The following is a 14,652-nucleotide window of genomic DNA, read 5'->3' on the forward strand; positions in this document are numbered from 1 at the left end:
GTTCCCGGTCCGGGGCTTCTGACATCAGAAACTGACATCAACGGGGCTTGCGCAGCAGCCGATCCATGTTGGCCAGGGCGTCCCGCTGGGTGTCCTGGGTGACGTGAGTGTAGACGTTCATCGTCAGCCCGATCTGGCTGTGGCCCAGGATCTCCATCACCACCCGGGGCGACACCCCGGAGGCGACCAGCAGCGTCGCCGTGCCGTGCCGGGCGTCGTGCAGCCGAACGACGGGCACCTTCGCGTCGGCCGCGATCCTGCGGAACGAGCGGTAGACGTTGGTCGGCTCGACTGGGCGGCCGGTCCGGGTGGTGAAGATGTAGCCCGTCTCCACCCACTTCGCGCCGGCCGCCTGCCGGGTCGCCTCCTGTCGCAGCCGCTGCCAGCGCAGAGCGACCACCGCGATCCGGGGGAGCGGGATCGGCCGGCGCTTGCCGTTCTTCGTGCTGTCCGCGTAGAGCGCGCCGTCGACGCGGTGCAGCTGCTCACTGACGACCAGCGACCTGTTGTCGAGGTTCACGTCCGACCAGCGCAGGCCGATGATCTCGCCGCGCCGCATGCCGAGGGCAATCGCCAGCATGAAGGCGGCGTAGAGGGGGTCCGTCCGGGCCTCGGTCAGGAAGGCGAGGGTCTGGTCCAGCGTCCACGGCTGCGATTCCCTGCTCACCACGCGCGGCGGCGGCACCATCATGGCCACATTCCGGCTGATCAGCTCGTCTCGGCAAGCGGCGGTGAGTGCGGTCCGCAGCACCTTGTGCGCCTCCTTGGCGGTGGCAGCGCTGGACTGCTCGGTCACCTTCGCCAGGAACAGCCGCACATCCCGGGGGCTGAGCGACTCCAGGCCCTTGGTGCCCAGCAGGGGGAGGAGGTAGAGCCGCACGTGCATCTCGTACTTCGAGGCCGTCGTGCGCTTGCGCTGCGGGACCACGAAGTGCTCCAGCCAGTAGGGGAGCCACTCCGAGAGCTTCGCCGAACGCGTCGGGGTGGGGACACCCTGCTTGTCGCGCTCCACCAACTCCCTGCGCTTCTGGTCGCACTCCTCCCACGTCTTGCCGTAGACGAACTTGCGGGCCCGGGTGCCGTCGGGCTGCGGGACGTAGACGGCGGCCTGGTAGCGGCCGTCCTTGCGCCTAGTCACGGTGCCGGAGCCGTTGGGCTTCTTCTTGGCCATTCAGTTGCTCTCTTCCATCTTGCTGCGGATGTAGGCGGTGAGGCAGTCGGCGGGGATGCGGCGGCATCGGCCCTCGGTGAAGGTGCGGAGCTTCTTGGAGCGGATGAGGTCGTAGACCTTGCTGCGGCTCATCCGAAGGGCCGTCATGACCTCGGGGACGGTGAGGACTTCGGGGATGGCAGTGCTCAACGGCGGTCCCTTGCTCGTGATGGCTGAGTTGGTGGGTCGGCTTCACTCCGGGGAATCCGCTACCGCCGCTACCCCGCTACCGCGCAGGTCAGAGGGGGTCATTTGGTAGCGGCAGTGGTAGCGGTAGCGGATAGGTGACTCAGCCGACGGTGGTGAACTCCGCTGGGGCATCGGCGGCGGGGGCGGGGGAGCTAGCCGCTACCGCTACCTCTGCCGCTACCGAAAAGAGGGCCCTGACCTGCGAGGTAGCGGCGGTAGCGGCGGTAGCGGATTCCTCGGGGACGGGCGGGCAGTACCGCAGCCAGGCGTCGGCGAGGTCGTCGGCGTAGTAGCCCTTGAGGACGGTTTTGGGGCCGGTCTTGATGTTGCGGGGCTTGATGGCCTTGCCCGCGGGGGTGACGTACTCGCCGAGCATCTGGGAGAGGGTCCGGGTGGTGAGCGGCCGGCCGTCGAGGTCGGCCCAGGGGGCGTCGTCCAGGTCGTTGAGCTGTTCCACTAGCGCGGTGCTGAGCAGCCGCTCTGCGGTGCCGAAGATGGCCCGCAGGTCGGTGAGCAGGCGGATGCCGAGGGAGCTGCTGTCGTCGCCCTGGGCTGCCTTGACCAGGTGGATGCACGCGGCGCGCGCCCGGGCGGGCCAGGCACCTCCGGCGGCGTCGGCGACGGCGAGCAGGGGCTCCCACACGTCGGCGGGCCGGTCGGTGACCCCGTCGGGCATCTCGGGCCACGCTCCGTCGACCTGCTCGCGCACCGACTCCGCCCAGTTGGCGAGGCGGTCGCGCAGCACGTGGCCCTCGGGCTCGTTGATGCGCTCGCGGAACGGCTCGACCGTCTCGTTGGGGGCGCGGCGGCGCATCCGGATGACGATGGAGCGGCTCATGATCGTGTCGGGGAGGCCGCCGAGTCCGGCGAGGGCGAGGGCGGCGTAGACCGGGAACTTCACGATCCTGTGGGTGTCACCCTCCCGAACGGTGCGGATGACCCCGCCGGTGCGTCGGTACCCGGAGTTGATGAGACCGCGCAGTTCCTCGTTCCCTGCTGCCTTCGGTCCGAAGATCGCGTCGACCTCGTCCCACAGGATGGTGGGGAGCCCGGCGGAGTCGCTGGAGACGGAGCGGAACAGCGCGCTGGGGCTGATGTCGTTGGTGACCAGCGGCCGGGGCACCAGGGTCTGGATGATCTCCAGCGCCCGCGTCTTGCCGCTCTGCGGCTCCGGGGAGAGGAACGCCAGGCGCGGGGTGGTCCCGAAGCAGTCCATCAGGTGCGCGTGGGCGTCCCAGAGGACCACGGCGACGTACGCGTGCTCGCTGGGGAAGACGTTGAAGCGCCGATGGTGGGCTTCCACCACGTCCAGCAGCAGCGCCCCGTCTTCGGGCTCCGACGGTCCGTTGTCGCTCTGGGGATTGCTCTTAGGGGAGAAGTGGTCTGGCTGCTTGGTCATGCCGCGGCGCCCGGGTTGTTGCGGATCGACCAGGCCAGGGCGCTGGCCACCACGCCGTCGACGTAGCGGCTCTGGAGGCCGGCCGCCTCGCCGGCGCCCCTAAGAGCGTCTTCGACCTCTTCCCGGTCGAGCTGGCCGCTGGCGACGAAGCGTCCCAGGGCTCGGGCGGCTCGCAGCAGGGTGGCGTTGCGCTGGCCCTCGGGGGCGCTGGCAACGGCGCGGGTCTCGTTGTGCAGGGCGGCGGCCACGTACGCGCCGGCCCGGTCGCCCGTGGTCGGTGCCGGGGTCCAGGTGCGCCGGGGGACGGGCTGCGGCTCGGCCAGCAGGTCGGCGAGCCAGCTCGGGAGCGGGACCGGGTCCGTGTCGCACTCCACGGTGTAAGGGCGGCCGTCGATGGTGCTGGCGGGGGCGACGACGTAGCCGCCGCCCGCCCGGGTATCGATCTTCCACCCGAGCCGTCCCGCCGTGTTCCGCAGCACGACACTCTCGGGGGCGGTGAAGTAGAGCTGCCAACCGCCGCTCCACGTCCGGACCGTGAACGTCTGCGGCACCACATGCTGGTGACGGATGGCCAGGTGGTCGAGCATGTCCCGTCCGTCGGTGATGCCCAGCTCGGCGACCTCGCTTGGCGGGGTGTCGTCGGGGCTCTTGGGGATGTCCAGGTCGATGACGACCAGGCGGGAGGGGCCGGTGGCCAGGCCGATGTTGTAGGGGGCCTGCTCCCACGCGTACCGGATGATCTCCGGTGCCGTGGTGGCGCGCTGCTCCCAGCCCTGGTGGCCGTCGGCGCAGATGCCGGTGGCCGGGCAGCGGGTTTCGCCGTGGAGGGCGGGGCGCTTGGTGTTCGGGGTGAGGGGGAAGACATGGAAGCCGCGGGCGGCGAGCGCAAGCGCGCTGGCCAGCAGCGGGTTCGGGTGTGCGGTCATGAGGGCCCTTTCGGGAAGCACCAGGCCCGCCACCGGTCGTTCGCGGTGGCGGGCCTGGTGACGGTGGGTCAGAGGTTGAACAGGGCGTCCGGCTCGGTGGCGTGGGCGGTGGTGCGCTGCTGCTTGCGGGCGGCGGCGAGGGCGCCGTGGTGGCAGCCGGGGCACCAGGCGGCCAGCCGCCCGGCCGGGAGCGCGGCGACGCGGTGCGGGGGCAGCAGGAGATCGGCCGGGCGGGCGGGTGCGGCGATGAGGCGGACGGTTCCGCCGCCGTGCCGGTGCCCGTGGCCGCCGTCCTCGCGCTGGCAGCGAATGCCTCCGTCGTCGGCCTTGTGCTTCTTCCCGCACTGCCCGGTGCACCAGCAGCGGTGCCCGTGCGCGTCCATGACGGCCTGCCAGAGATCGGCCGCCGTCATGGGCGGGGCGCTCACCGCAGTGCCCCGATCAGGTGGGCGTGCTGGTTGGCGTGCTGGGCCAGGGCCTGGACGGTGCGCTTGGCTTCCTGGACGGTGCGGGTGGCGTGGTAACCGCCGGCGGGCGCGGTCAGCAGGTGGAGCGGCACCGGGATGAGGAAGACGGCGGTGGTCAGCAGGGTCGGGCGGGTGACGGTCTCCGGCTGGATGCGCGGGTGCCAGGGGCTGGGGTTCCAGGTGTCGCGGTAGGTGGACCAGTCGTCCATCCGGACCGCGGGCCGCACGGCCAGGGCCCGGTGGGTGATGGGGAGTTCGGCCCGCAGGTGGAGGTTGCCCTCCTCGTCCACGTCGGCCGTGAGGGTGGCGAGGTCGGGGCGGATGAGGACGTAGCCGGGGCTCATGACGGGGCTGGTGGCGATGTGCCAGGCGGCCGTGGCGAACTCGACCGGGGTGAGCGGGTTGCGGGGGCCGCCGAACTGGTCGGCGCGGTCTGCGAGGTAGGCGCCGTAGCGGGAGTGGCCGTTGGAGGCGCGCTCGCGGTCGTACGCGTCGTCGGTGTAGGCGATGGTGTGCTCGTCGAAGCTGGTGTTCTGGGGCATGCTGGACCTCTGGTCTCGTCTCGTACGTGATCGGAAGGACCCCGCAGCAGCCAGCTCTCTGCCAAGTGCGCAGGCTGCTGCGGGGTTTCGTTCTGTCAGGCCCGGGGCTAGAACGGGGGCTCTTCGCCGCTACCGGACCACTGGCCACCGGCATTGGCACCGGCGCCGGCCGGGGCGGGCGCGCTGGCCGACCACTGGTCGGCGGCCGGCCCGCCGGCCGAACTGGCCTGGATGCGCTGGGCTTTGGTGACCGTGGCGGTGGCGAAGCGCAGGCTGGGGCCGATGTCGTCCAGGTCGAGGCCGAGCATGGAGCGGTTCTCGCCCTCGGGGGTCTGCCAGTTGTGCTGGACGAGGCGGCCGGTGGCGACCACGCGCATGCCCTTGGTGAGGGTCTCGGCGGCGTTGGTGGCGATCTCGCGCCAGGCGGTGACCCGCAGGAACAGCGCGGTGCCGTCCTTCCACTGGTTGGTGGTCTTGTCGTAGGAGCGCGGGGTGGAGGCGACGGTGAAGCGGGCCATCGCCACCCCGGCCGGGGTGAAGCGGAGTTCGGGGTCGTCGGTGAGGTTGCCGACGACGGTGATGGGGGTGTCTCCGACGGACACGGGAGCCTCCGAGAAGGTGGGGCGTGTGGTGGTCCGGGAGCGGGTCTGTCCGTCCCCCGCACGGTCCGGCCCCTGCCGCTGGGAGCGACAGGGGCCGGACCGCACGGCCGGTCGGGCAGGCTGGTTGTCAGTGGCCCTGGTGGTGCGCGACGTAGCCGGGGCACTCCGCGTCGGGGCAGTCGCAGCCGCAGCATTCGCCGCAGATGTCGCCGCCGCACTCCTCGCAGTTTTCGTGGGGGTCGGTGCAGTGCTCGGAGGCGCATTCGTCGCAGTAGGACACGGTGTTCTTCTCTCTTCGCTGGTTACGGTGTGTTGCGATCGGAGGGTTCCGGCCGGCTGCCGGAGCCGGGGGCGGTCATCAGGTCCGTGCTGGGCCCAAATCGGCCTGGAGGCGGGGGTGTCCGTCTCTGATTGGATTGATTGGTTTTCGCAGGTCACGATCGGTTCTCTGATTGGCGGCTGATTGGTTTCCCAATGGCTGACGGGCGAATGCCCGCCGATCGATTGCCAATCAGATTCCGATCAGCCGCCAATCACACGTCGATCACGTGTAGTGACGGAGTGCGGCGTGGAGGTCGTCCCGGCGGATGCCCCGGGGGCCGCCGTCGAGCTCGTCCAGGCGGACCGTGGACAGGTCGATGTCGGCGCGGCGAAGCTCGGCGCTCAGGGCCTTGCCGACCTCGCGCAGCCGGTCCTGCTCGGTGCGGTTGTCCCACCGTCCCCAGCGCTGCGGGTCGGCCCGCACCAGGTGCGTGTGGAGCTGGGCGAGGGTGAGGCACTCGGCGTCCTCGGAGGCGAAGGCGTCCCGCAGGGCCGCGAGGACGGCGGGCGCTTCGGGCCGGGGTCCGGTGCTCCCGCCGGTCGTCACCGGATCCAGGGCGGGCAGGCCGGCGGCGAGCCGTTCCACTGCCCGCTGCTTGGCTCCGACGGCGTCCAGGAAGGTGGCTTTGCGCAGGATCGGGTCGGAGAGGCCGGGCGCGATGATGTAGAAGCAGCCGGCGTCGGCGAGGTCCCAGTCCCCCGGGGATGGGGTGAGGCGGTGCGGCATCCAGCCTTCGGAGATCGCGGTGTCAGAGCCGACGACCAGTGGCACGTCGGCCTTGCGGCACGGCAGCATGATGCGGATGCCGAACACGTCGGCGACGGCGTCGCCCACTACGTCGGCGGTGGCGTCCTGCGAGGCGAGGACGACGGTGAAGCGGGCCTTTCGGCCGATCCGCATCAGGTCGATGACCTTCGTCTTCTGCTTGGGCGTCAGCTGTGGGTGCTCGTCCACGAACACGAATCCGGCGGGTGACTCGTCGCTGACCTGCCAGTTGTCGACGTCGTCGTCCATCACCTGCGCCCGCGCCTTCGCGTAGGCGATTGCGTCGTCCAGCGCGTCGTCGATGTCCTCCGGCGTGTAGGCCTTGCGGGCCGCCAGGCGCCGCAGGGGCCCGAAGCCGCGTCCGGTCGGGTCGATGTCCCACGCGATGGCGTCGGTGCAGCTGGTGATGTAGTCCACCAGGCTCCGGATGACCGCCGACTTGCCGCCGCCTGGTGAGGCGATGAGCAGGATGTTCTGCCCGGCGAGGGTGAGCTCGGTGGGGGTGGCGTCCATGGACGGGCCGAGGACCATCGGGTTCTTGATGCTGTTGGAGCGCGGCGGGTAGGCGGGGTGGGTGGGCATCGGGTCGAAGGCGTCCGAGGTGACGATCCGCAGCACCACCGTGGCGGCGGCGCTCTTCTGCGGCTGGGCCATCACGCCGCCTTGGCGGACGCCGAGCAGTACGTCCAGGTTCGCCAGCTTGGCGACCAGGTCGGCCGGCTTGCCCTTGGTGAGGCGGGCTTCCGCCCGCCATCCCCACCGCTCTGCTGTGACGCCGGTGACCGACCCGACCGCCAAGCCCTCGGCGACCAGCGCCCGCAGGATGCCGGCGGCGGCCAGCGCCGGATCGGTGACCTCACGCAGCGGGAACGGCTTGCCGGTGTCACCGCGGAACAGCTCCCGCTTCTCCTTGGCGTCACTCGCCTCGCCGGGCGGGACCTCGGTGCCCTCGGCTTCGCTGGCCTGGTCCTTCGCATCGGACTTGCTGCTGGGCTGGGCGAGTTCGGGCAGCAGCAGGTCTTCGGGTATCGGGCGGTGGGTGAGGCGGGGCGGATGGGTGCCGGTCCACCAGGCCAGGCCGGTGACGGCGAGCAAACCGAGCAGGGCGGCGAACGGTTGGTGGAAGGCGAGGATGCCCGTGGCGGTGGCGGCGCCGAGCAGGGCGGCGCCGCGCCGCAGACGGCCCAGAGAGCGAGCGCGGGCGATCTGCCGCTCGGTGGGCTGGACCGGGCGGAACCGGTCCTTGCGCATCTCGTTCAGGGACTTCTCCAGACGCCGCGCCGCCTCCCGTCGGAACGTGAGGTCCCCGCGCTGGGCCTGGGTCAGGCCGCCGTCGGACGCCTCTTCCTCCAGCCGGACGATCTTCTTGATCTCGGCAGTCAGGGCGTCCTCGGCGTCGGTGCGCCGTTCGTTGTGGGCTTCGAGCTGGCCGGCGACGATGCGGCGCCGGATCTCGTCCCCGGACTGGTCGGCGGTGGAAGCCCAGTGGCCGAGCCACGCGCCGAGGTAGCGGGCGCCGTCGCCGGTGCGGCGAGCCTGCGAACCGGCCCACCGGGCAGCCCGGTTGGGCACAGCCTCCGTGGCAGGCTCGGCGCCGGCCGCCTCGGCGGTTGCTCCAGTTGCGGTGGTGGGGTCGGTTTCGGTTCTCAACTCAGCTCCATCACTGTTCAGTTGGGGTGGGATTGGCGACGTGGTCAGCCGATGAGGAGCTGGCCGAGCCAGTTCGCGAGGGGGATGGCGGACCAGGCGGCGGCTCCGCCGAGGGAGATGGTCAGGCCCCAGGTGGAGCCGGTGAGCGCGCCGGAGAGCATGAGCAGGCGCTCGCCCCACTTCTTCGCGAAGTACAGGAACAGCCCGCAGATGACGAGGATGGCCAGCGCAATCCAGGACCCGGAGAACGTCAGCTCGGTGTGCTGGCCGACATCGACCGCCCCGCCGCCGCCGACCATGCCCTTGCTGAGCAGGTCGCCGGCGCGGTTGCCCGACGCGGTGGTCTCCCCGGAGATCAGGGCGAGCAGGCCGCCCGCGCAGGACGACGCCAGCACCATCACCAGCAGCCCGAGCAGGTAGGGGACGAGGAACTTCTTCCTCTTGAGGGCCTTGAACTTGCGGCCGTTCTGGAAGTACAGGAACGCGAAGGTGGAGACGAACAGCAGGAACCCGAACCCGGACCCGGCGAGGGTGACGGTGTGGGTGGTGTCGAAGGCGAGCGAGGTCACCGGGCATCTCCGATCGGGAAGTTGAGCAGGACAGAGGCGGCGTGAGCGGCGGGGGTCGGGGTGGTCATCCGATGGCGCCGGAGGTGATGGCGGTGGTCAGGGCGATGGCCCAGGCGAGGGCCGGCGGGTGGGTGAGCGTGCCGAGCACGACGGTCCAGGCGGCGAGGCGGGCGATGGTGCGGCCCAGCGGGAGCCGGCGGACCCAGTGACGGACGATCAGAACCCCGGTCAGCGCCATCAGGCCCAGGCACAGTCCGGGGTCGGCGATGTCGGCGGCCGGCGCGAACGAGCCGGACACATCCGCGACCACCGAGCGCCAGAGCCAGGCCGGTCCGGCGAGGACGGTCGTGGCGGCGGCGGTGTTGGGCCAGAGCTGGACGGCGCGGCGCAGGGCGGTGGCGGCGCGGCGGACCTTGGGCCAGTCGATCAGGTGGTCCGCGTCATCCGCTTTGGGCGGGATCGCGGCGTCCAGCCTGGCCTGCCGGCTCTCCTCGGTGAGCGCGGCGAGGTTCTCCGCGATCCCGCCCAACGCTGCGTAGTTGGTGCCGACGACCGGGGGGCGGGGCCGGGTCCAGAAGTCCTCCACCAGCCGCTCCGCCGCCAAGTCCCGATCCTGGGGCGGGAGCGGGGTGGTGATGTCGGGGGCGTGGGTGGGACGGGGCGGGATCTCGCTGGTGTCAGGCATCTGCGGCCCCCTTGCGGGCTCGGCGGAGCGGGGACAGGAGGGTGCGGGCGCATATCGCGAGCAGCAGCCAGAAGCTGGTGGCCGCGCTGGAGGCGAAGAACGCGAGGAAGAGCAGGTCGAGCACGTGTGCCTCCCTTGCGGGGTCAGTGGGTGAGCAGGAACCGCAGCAGCGCTGGGCCGGCGTGGACGGCGGCCAGGCCGAGCAGCGGTCCGGCAGTGAGGCGGGCGAGGTCTGCGGCGGCGGCGCGGGTGCGGGCGGATCCTCGGCGAGCCAGACGCCACAGCCGCACGGCGGCGAGCAGGTAGAGCCCGCTGGCGGCGGCGTGGGCGGGCCACCAGGGCAGCGCCCAGGCCAGTGCGGCGAGGTCGGCGGCCACCGCGACGGGGCGCCGACCTGCGGCGGAGATGCGGTGGGGCCAGGCGGGCAGGCCGCAGACGGCGGCCACCAGGTCACGGATGATCACGGAGCGGCCCCTCTCAATGCGGCCAGGCAGGGTGGGTGTTAGGCGAGGTCGAGCACGGCGCCGAGCAGGGACAGGGCGATCACGGCCCCGGCGCCGGCGAACACCGGGAACAGCAGGTCGGTGAGGACCTCGCTGCTGACCGGGCGGCCCCGGGAGGCGGAGCGGGCCCAGCCCAGCAGCAGCGGAATGGTGTAGACGGTGGCGAAGATCAGGACCAGCGCCCACAGCGGCAGTGCCGCCAGCGCGGACACAACAGCACGCATTCGAAGCTCCAAGGAGCGAAGAGATCGGGCCCCGGGCGGCAGTACCGCCCGGGGCCCGTTCCGGTTGGTGTGGTGGTCAGTTGGCGGTGCGCAGGCACGGCGAGTCGATGTGCGTTCCGCCCTCGGCGGTCTTGAGGGCGGTGCGGGTCTGGGGTCCGACGACGCCGTCGATGTCGATTCCGGCGCAGGTCTGGAAGAGGGTGACGGCCTCGGCGGTCAGCGGGCCGAAGCGGCCGTCGACGGTCAGCGGGGTGAGCTGGGTCAGCTCGGCGTTGAGCTGTCGCTGGAGGTCGGCAACCGCCGAGGACGCCGTGCCCTGGACCAAGGCGGTCGGGGCGGTGGCCTGGGCGGGGACGGCGGTGCCGAGGGCGATGGCGGCGGTGAGGGCGAGGGCTGCGGTGGTGGTGCGGGTGCGCAGGGTGCTCACGGTTGCGGGTCTCCTTCACGCGGGCGGAGGGGGCCGTGGTGGTCCCGGAACTCCCCTTCACCCCCGGCCAGATGGGCCGGGGGATCAGGCAGCCACGGGGCTCATAGACATGGGCATGACAGGGCATCGCACATAGGAGTGGCGGCGCGGTTCCGGGCTGGGGTGGGGGTTAGCGGCCGAGGCGGTCGCGGCTGGTGCCGGGAGCGGGCCTGGGGCTGAGCAGGCGGCGACCGCGGTTGTCGGTGGCGGCCGGCTCCGGGTGGATCTCGCGCTCGGGCAGCGAGGCGGTCCTGTCGCTGCCGAACCAGGGGCCGGAGCTGGACTGGCCGCCGGTGCGGGTGGTGGTTGAACCCGACTGCGAGGAACCGGAGTTGCTGGCGAGGCCGAGGTAGGAGCGGATGCCCATCACTGGCCCTTCCCGTCGGAGGGGCCGCTCGGCGGCGGGGGCGGGGTGGGGATCTGCGGCGTGCCGTAGCCGCCGTTGACGTTGTAGTCGCTCATGACGGTGATCTCCTGCTCTGTCAGGCAGCTTGGGCGTGCTCGGAGTTGAGACGCTGGTAGACGCGACCGACGTAGGACGGTGCGCGGGTGGCACGGCGGCCGGCCTCGCGCAGCGGTACCCGCTCGCGCCAGCACCGCTCGATCTCGGCCGCGGCCTCGTCCTCGGACAGACGGACCGGAGCCGGGGCCTCACTGTCGTCGCTCTCGTCCTCGGTGGACGGCTCACCGGCCGCGGGGTCGTCGGCGGTGGACGGCTCGGCCGGTTCGGTGGACACCGCGGCGTCCACCGGATCCGGCACCGTGACCCCGGACGGCTCCGGTGCGGGCACCGGGATGCTCTCGGCCGGGGCCGGGTGGGTCTCCGCGGGGGTGGTGGGCGTCCACCAGGGCGCGGTGGCCGGGACAGTGGACGCGGGGTGGACGGTGGTGCCGTCCACCGGCCCCGCCGGCCCCGCCGGAGCCGCTTCGAGCGCCACCGGGACGGCCGGGAGCAGTACGGGCAGCGGGCTGGCGGAGACCGGATCCACGGCCTCGGGGGCGGTGGACGCTGCGGTGTACAGCGGCCACGGGGCGGCCTCGGGCTCGGGCAGAGTCGGCGCCTGGTGGTGCTGGCGGGCGCGGCGGGCGAGCTGGACCAGGGCCTTGCGGTAGGCGGGCCCGGCCTCGGCGACCAACAGCAAAAGCAGGGGCGGGATCAGGTGCACCGCCACGCCGACCAGGTCCTTTGCCAGGGCGGAGTGACCGATGTTGAGCCACACCGTGGACAGGCCGGTGGCCCAACGGAACAGCCGCGTCCACCACCCGCCGTCAGCTCCGAAGCGGGCCAGGACGCTATCGGCCTGGAGGGCGAGGATGAAGCAGCCGTCCGTGCCGATCACCATCACCGGGCCGGTCAGGTAGCCGGTGGAGTGGGCGTCCACGAAGGGGGCGGCGGTGGACATGCTCGCCGCGACCACCGCCCCCGTCAGCACCCACGTGCCGGCCGTGATGACCGCCGACGTCCGACGAACCTGCTCTTCGGTGGGCACATCCGCACCCTCCAACTGACCACCGGCGTCCACCGGGTGGACGCGGGGGGCGTTCACTGTCCACCGCCGGTGGACAACCCGAGCGACCGGCGGTCCCGCTCACGCAGCACTGCCAGCTTGAGCTGCCAGCGCCGGGCGTCGGCGGCGTTGAGCTCGGCGGCCTGGCGCACCCGACGCAGCGACTCGTCCACCTGCGGGGCACTGGTGGTCATCACGCGGCCTCGCCGTACGTGGTGGCCGGCGGGCGACGACGGACGGCCAGCCGAACCAGCGGCACCGACGCCGAGCGAAGCAGGCGCTCCGCGTAGGCGGCCAGCTCGAAGTCCTCCCGGCGCAGGTCCTCCAGCACCGCGCCGGCCACGTCCAGCCGCACCGCCCGCTCCTCCGGGGATTCGCCCGGTACGCCGGCGAACAGCTCGGCGTCGACGCCGAGCGCCAGCTCCGCGAACTCATCGAGGCTGTAGGCGTGTTGGCCTGCGACAATGTTCCTCATGGGTCGTGGTTCCTCTCTCAGGTAGGCACGGCCCTGAGCGGCTCCGGTGTTCCAGCACCGGGGCCGCAGCCGTATCGGACGGGGTGGATCAGGCGCTCAACGAGCAGCCGCGGGACCCGACGTACCGCCGCCGAAGCGGTGCACGCCGGGAACCGTGAACGCTGGTCGAGAAGCCTCACCGGCAAACGGCACGGTGAGGCGACCTATGGGACTCGCGGATCAGCAGGCCCATCGGGACCTCCTCCAGTTGGCACGGACAAACGGATTCACACTGCAAGGGGGGTCACGCCCCCACTCTCCGGCCGTTGCTCGCGGTCACCGGGCCACCTCGCCAGTAGGAGCCGAAGCCCTGTTCACCTGGCCTTTGCGGAGATTGCAGCGTCCTCCGCCTCAACTCACAGCCACCCAACTCGGGCCACTGCTACGTGCATCTGTGCAGGTCAGAGCAGCCCAAAGAAGGCCCCTCTGTGTCACCCCTGTCTCACTTGGTGCGACGTGTTCAACATAGACAACCTGCTTAGGCAGGTCAAGAGAGTTGGGTTTCTCGCGCATGTTGGGTGGCTGCCTTAGCATTGGCGCATGAGCCTTGACCCGGATGACTCCCGCGCGCCGTATCAGCAGGTCAGTAGCTCTCTGCGCGCGTCGATCCTCACCAAGAAGCCAGGCTTTGAGCCGGGCGACAAACTTTCGTCAGGCCCGCAGCTGGCCAAGCATTTTGGCGTGGCGCGCGGGACGATCGACCGAGCGCTGGAGATCCTTCGGTCCGAGGGACTGATCGTGACGAGGCAGGGCAGCGGCTCCTTCGTCCGGGAGCGGACCTCCCGGCCGGTCGGCCTCCGGCCGCACTTGGAAGCAGCGTTCGAGCAACAGCAGGTGACCCTCGACTTCGCGGGCTTCTCCAGCGAGACACTGCACAGCGCGCTACAGGAACCGCTCGACAAGGTGCGGTCCGGTCGCCTGGCGCCGGAGTCCATCACCGTCCGGCTGCTGCTGCCTGACACCTCGGAGCCGATGGCGGTGCCGGTCCTGGTGGACAGCCTCAAGGATGAGGTGGCACTTCGGGACCGAGCTCGGAACATCGCGCTCACAAGCGCGGGCGGTATCGCCCACTCGGTAGAGATGCTGGCCGAGTTGGGGCTCGTTCAGTCGGCCACGGTGCAGGTGAAGGTGCACCGGGCGTCCAGCCTCTTCAAGCTGTACATCCTGAACCGCTCGGAGGCGTTCTTCGGGTTCTACCCTCTCCGGGAACGGACCGTGGCGCTCAACGGCAACGACCACACGTTCTACGACGTCACCGGCAAGGACACCACGCTGTTCCACCATGCTGCCGGCCCGGATGATGCTTCCCTCGGCTCGCAGTACGTCCAGCAGGCACAGATGTGGTTCGACAGCGTGTGGTCCACGATCGCGTACGAGCGCCAGCCATGACCGGCGCTTCCTCATCACTCGCCGACCTGCTTCGCCCGGTGAAGCACGTGCTGCTCGACTTCGACGGCCCGGTCTGCTCGGTTTTCGCCGGGCTTCCGGCGCCTGAAGTGGCGCGGCGCCTCCGGCTGGGCCTGCTCGCTGTTGGCGGGCAGGCCCTGGACGGAGTGGAGGCCGAGACTGACCCGCTCGCGCTGCTTCGCCTTATCGCAGACCGCCACCCGGACCTCGCAGCGACGACGGACAGCTCCCTTGCCTCGCTCGAGACTGAAGCTGTGCTGATGGCCCGGCCAAACCCGGGCGGCGAATCGGTGCTGCGCGCCTGCGCCAGGACTGGCCGCTCCGTCTCGCTGGTCAGCAACAATGCGGGCTCCGCAATCGAGGCATACCTAACCGCCCAGGGGCTCAGCGGCTACGTGGCTGGCGTCTTCGGTCGGACCCCCGGCGACCCATCGTCCATGAAGCCGGACCCACGCCTTCTCCTGGAAGCGATGGAGGTGGTGGGCAGCAAGCCTGAGCAGTCCATCTTCATTGGCGACGCCGCCCGGGACGTCCAGGCTGGGGCTGCGGCCGGCGTGGCCACCATCGGCTACGCCAATAAGCCCGGCAAGGCGAGCGTGCTCGCCGCTGCGGGCGCAGTGGTCGTCGTTGACTCGATGCAGCACATCGCCGAAGCCATCCGTTGAACCGAAGCGATGGCATCGTCGGCTGGAAGCTGCGGCTCC

At 71.2% G+C, this 14,652-nt stretch carries 21 protein-coding genes; 2 read left to right on the plus strand and 19 right to left on the minus strand.

All coding sequences use genetic code 11. The annotated features are described in order from the left end of the window. Window positions 1-37: 37 nt before the first annotated feature. From ASC99_RS32535 to ASC99_RS32610, 19 genes are all read right to left on the minus strand, one after another. Window positions 38-1,171 (minus strand): site-specific integrase, encoded by a 1,134-nt coding sequence (locus ASC99_RS32535; RefSeq protein WP_057238844.1) that lies wholly within the window; start codon window positions 1,169-1,171, stop codon window positions 38-40. Beyond that, a complete protein-coding gene (locus ASC99_RS32540) occupies window positions 1,172-1,360 on the minus strand; it encodes a helix-turn-helix domain-containing protein (RefSeq protein WP_057238846.1) in 189 nt (62 codons plus the stop codon). It lies immediately after the preceding gene. A 139-nt stretch (window positions 1,361-1,499) separates the two neighbouring features. Continuing rightward, window positions 1,500-2,798: a DUF3631 domain-containing protein gene (locus ASC99_RS32545; protein WP_082598813.1), complete on the minus strand. Its 1,299-nt coding sequence runs from the start codon at window positions 2,796-2,798 to the stop codon at window positions 1,500-1,502. Beyond that, window positions 2,795-3,724, minus strand: coding sequence for a bifunctional DNA primase/polymerase (locus tag ASC99_RS32550; RefSeq protein ID WP_057238848.1), 930 nt, complete (start codon window positions 3,722-3,724; stop codon window positions 2,795-2,797). Before ASC99_RS32550 ends, ASC99_RS32545 begins: the two co-directional genes overlap by 4 nt. Before the next feature lie 68 nt (window positions 3,725-3,792). Further along, window positions 3,793-4,137 carry a hypothetical protein gene (locus ASC99_RS32555; RefSeq protein WP_057238851.1) on the minus strand — a complete coding sequence of 115 codons (345 nt, stop codon included), beginning with the start codon at window positions 4,135-4,137 and terminating at the stop codon, window positions 3,793-3,795. A gap of 11 nt (window positions 4,138-4,148) precedes the next feature. Further along, a complete protein-coding gene (locus tag ASC99_RS32560; RefSeq protein ID WP_057238852.1) occupies window positions 4,149-4,733 on the minus strand; it encodes a hypothetical protein in 585 nt (194 codons plus the stop codon). A 107-nt stretch (window positions 4,734-4,840) separates the two neighbouring features. Beyond that, window positions 4,841-5,335, minus strand: coding sequence for a single-stranded DNA-binding protein (ssb, locus tag ASC99_RS32565; RefSeq protein WP_057238855.1), 495 nt, complete (start codon window positions 5,333-5,335; stop codon window positions 4,841-4,843). 127 nt (window positions 5,336-5,462) lie between these two features. Beyond that, a complete protein-coding gene (locus tag ASC99_RS39945) occupies window positions 5,463-5,615 on the minus strand; it encodes a hypothetical protein (protein WP_200948485.1) in 153 nt (50 codons plus the stop codon). Between the two features lie 264 nt (window positions 5,616-5,879). Then, window positions 5,880-8,072 carry a hypothetical protein gene (locus ASC99_RS32570; RefSeq protein ID WP_157531891.1) on the minus strand — a complete coding sequence of 731 codons (2,193 nt, stop codon included), beginning with the start codon at window positions 8,070-8,072 and terminating at the stop codon, window positions 5,880-5,882. Window positions 8,073-8,116: 44 nt separating this feature from the next. Further along, window positions 8,117-8,641 (minus strand): hypothetical protein, encoded by a 525-nt coding sequence (locus ASC99_RS32575; RefSeq protein ID WP_057238859.1) that lies wholly within the window; start codon window positions 8,639-8,641, stop codon window positions 8,117-8,119. A 64-nt stretch (window positions 8,642-8,705) separates the two neighbouring features. After that, on the minus strand, window positions 8,706-9,326 hold the full coding sequence (locus ASC99_RS32580; protein ID WP_057238860.1) for a hypothetical protein: 621 nt from the start codon (window positions 9,324-9,326) through the stop codon (window positions 8,706-8,708). Next, the gene (locus ASC99_RS41830) at window positions 9,319-9,450 is read right to left on the minus strand and encodes a hypothetical protein (RefSeq protein WP_255359302.1); all 132 of its coding nucleotides are present in this window, start codon (window positions 9,448-9,450) and stop codon (window positions 9,319-9,321) included. Before ASC99_RS41830 ends, ASC99_RS32580 begins: the two co-directional genes overlap by 8 nt. 19 nt (window positions 9,451-9,469) lie before the next feature. Next, entirely contained in the window at window positions 9,470-9,790 is a 321-nt protein-coding gene (locus tag ASC99_RS32585; protein ID WP_057238862.1) for a hypothetical protein, read from the minus strand. Window positions 9,791-9,828: 38 nt separating this feature from the next. Continuing rightward, complete coding sequence (locus ASC99_RS32590) at window positions 9,829-10,053, minus strand: hypothetical protein (RefSeq protein ID WP_157531892.1); 225 nt, start codon at window positions 10,051-10,053, stop codon at window positions 9,829-9,831. A gap of 76 nt (window positions 10,054-10,129) precedes the next feature. Continuing rightward, a complete protein-coding gene (locus ASC99_RS32595; RefSeq protein ID WP_057238865.1) occupies window positions 10,130-10,480 on the minus strand; it encodes a peptidoglycan-binding protein in 351 nt (116 codons plus the stop codon). 169 nt (window positions 10,481-10,649) lie between these two features. Further along, complete coding sequence (locus tag ASC99_RS32600; RefSeq protein WP_057238867.1) at window positions 10,650-10,886, minus strand: hypothetical protein; 237 nt, start codon at window positions 10,884-10,886, stop codon at window positions 10,650-10,652. A gap of 115 nt (window positions 10,887-11,001) precedes the next feature. Next, window positions 11,002-12,066 carry a hypothetical protein gene (locus ASC99_RS39950; protein WP_200948486.1) on the minus strand — a complete coding sequence of 355 codons (1,065 nt, stop codon included), beginning with the start codon at window positions 12,064-12,066 and terminating at the stop codon, window positions 11,002-11,004. Further along, window positions 12,063-12,221 carry a hypothetical protein gene (locus tag ASC99_RS39175; RefSeq protein WP_157531893.1) on the minus strand — a complete coding sequence of 53 codons (159 nt, stop codon included), beginning with the start codon at window positions 12,219-12,221 and terminating at the stop codon, window positions 12,063-12,065. The genes ASC99_RS39950 and ASC99_RS39175 overlap by 4 nt, the downstream gene beginning before the upstream one ends. Continuing rightward, a complete protein-coding gene (locus ASC99_RS32610; RefSeq protein WP_057238869.1) occupies window positions 12,221-12,502 on the minus strand; it encodes a hypothetical protein in 282 nt (93 codons plus the stop codon). The genes ASC99_RS39175 and ASC99_RS32610 overlap by 1 nt, the downstream gene beginning before the upstream one ends. Before the next feature lie 579 nt (window positions 12,503-13,081). Between ASC99_RS32610 and ASC99_RS32615 the strand changes: the two genes are divergently transcribed. After that, on the plus strand, window positions 13,082-13,930 hold the full coding sequence (locus ASC99_RS32615; RefSeq protein ID WP_057238871.1) for a GntR family transcriptional regulator: 849 nt from the start codon (window positions 13,082-13,084) through the stop codon (window positions 13,928-13,930). Continuing rightward, window positions 13,927-14,613, plus strand: coding sequence for an HAD family hydrolase (locus tag ASC99_RS32620; RefSeq protein ID WP_057238873.1), 687 nt, complete (start codon window positions 13,927-13,929; stop codon window positions 14,611-14,613). Before ASC99_RS32615 ends, ASC99_RS32620 begins: the two co-directional genes overlap by 4 nt. The last annotated feature ends 39 nt before the right edge of the window (window positions 14,614-14,652 follow it).

The sequence above is a fragment of the Kitasatospora sp. Root107 genome (assembly GCF_001424875.1).
Lineage (GTDB): Bacteria > Actinomycetota > Actinomycetes > Streptomycetales > Streptomycetaceae > Kitasatospora.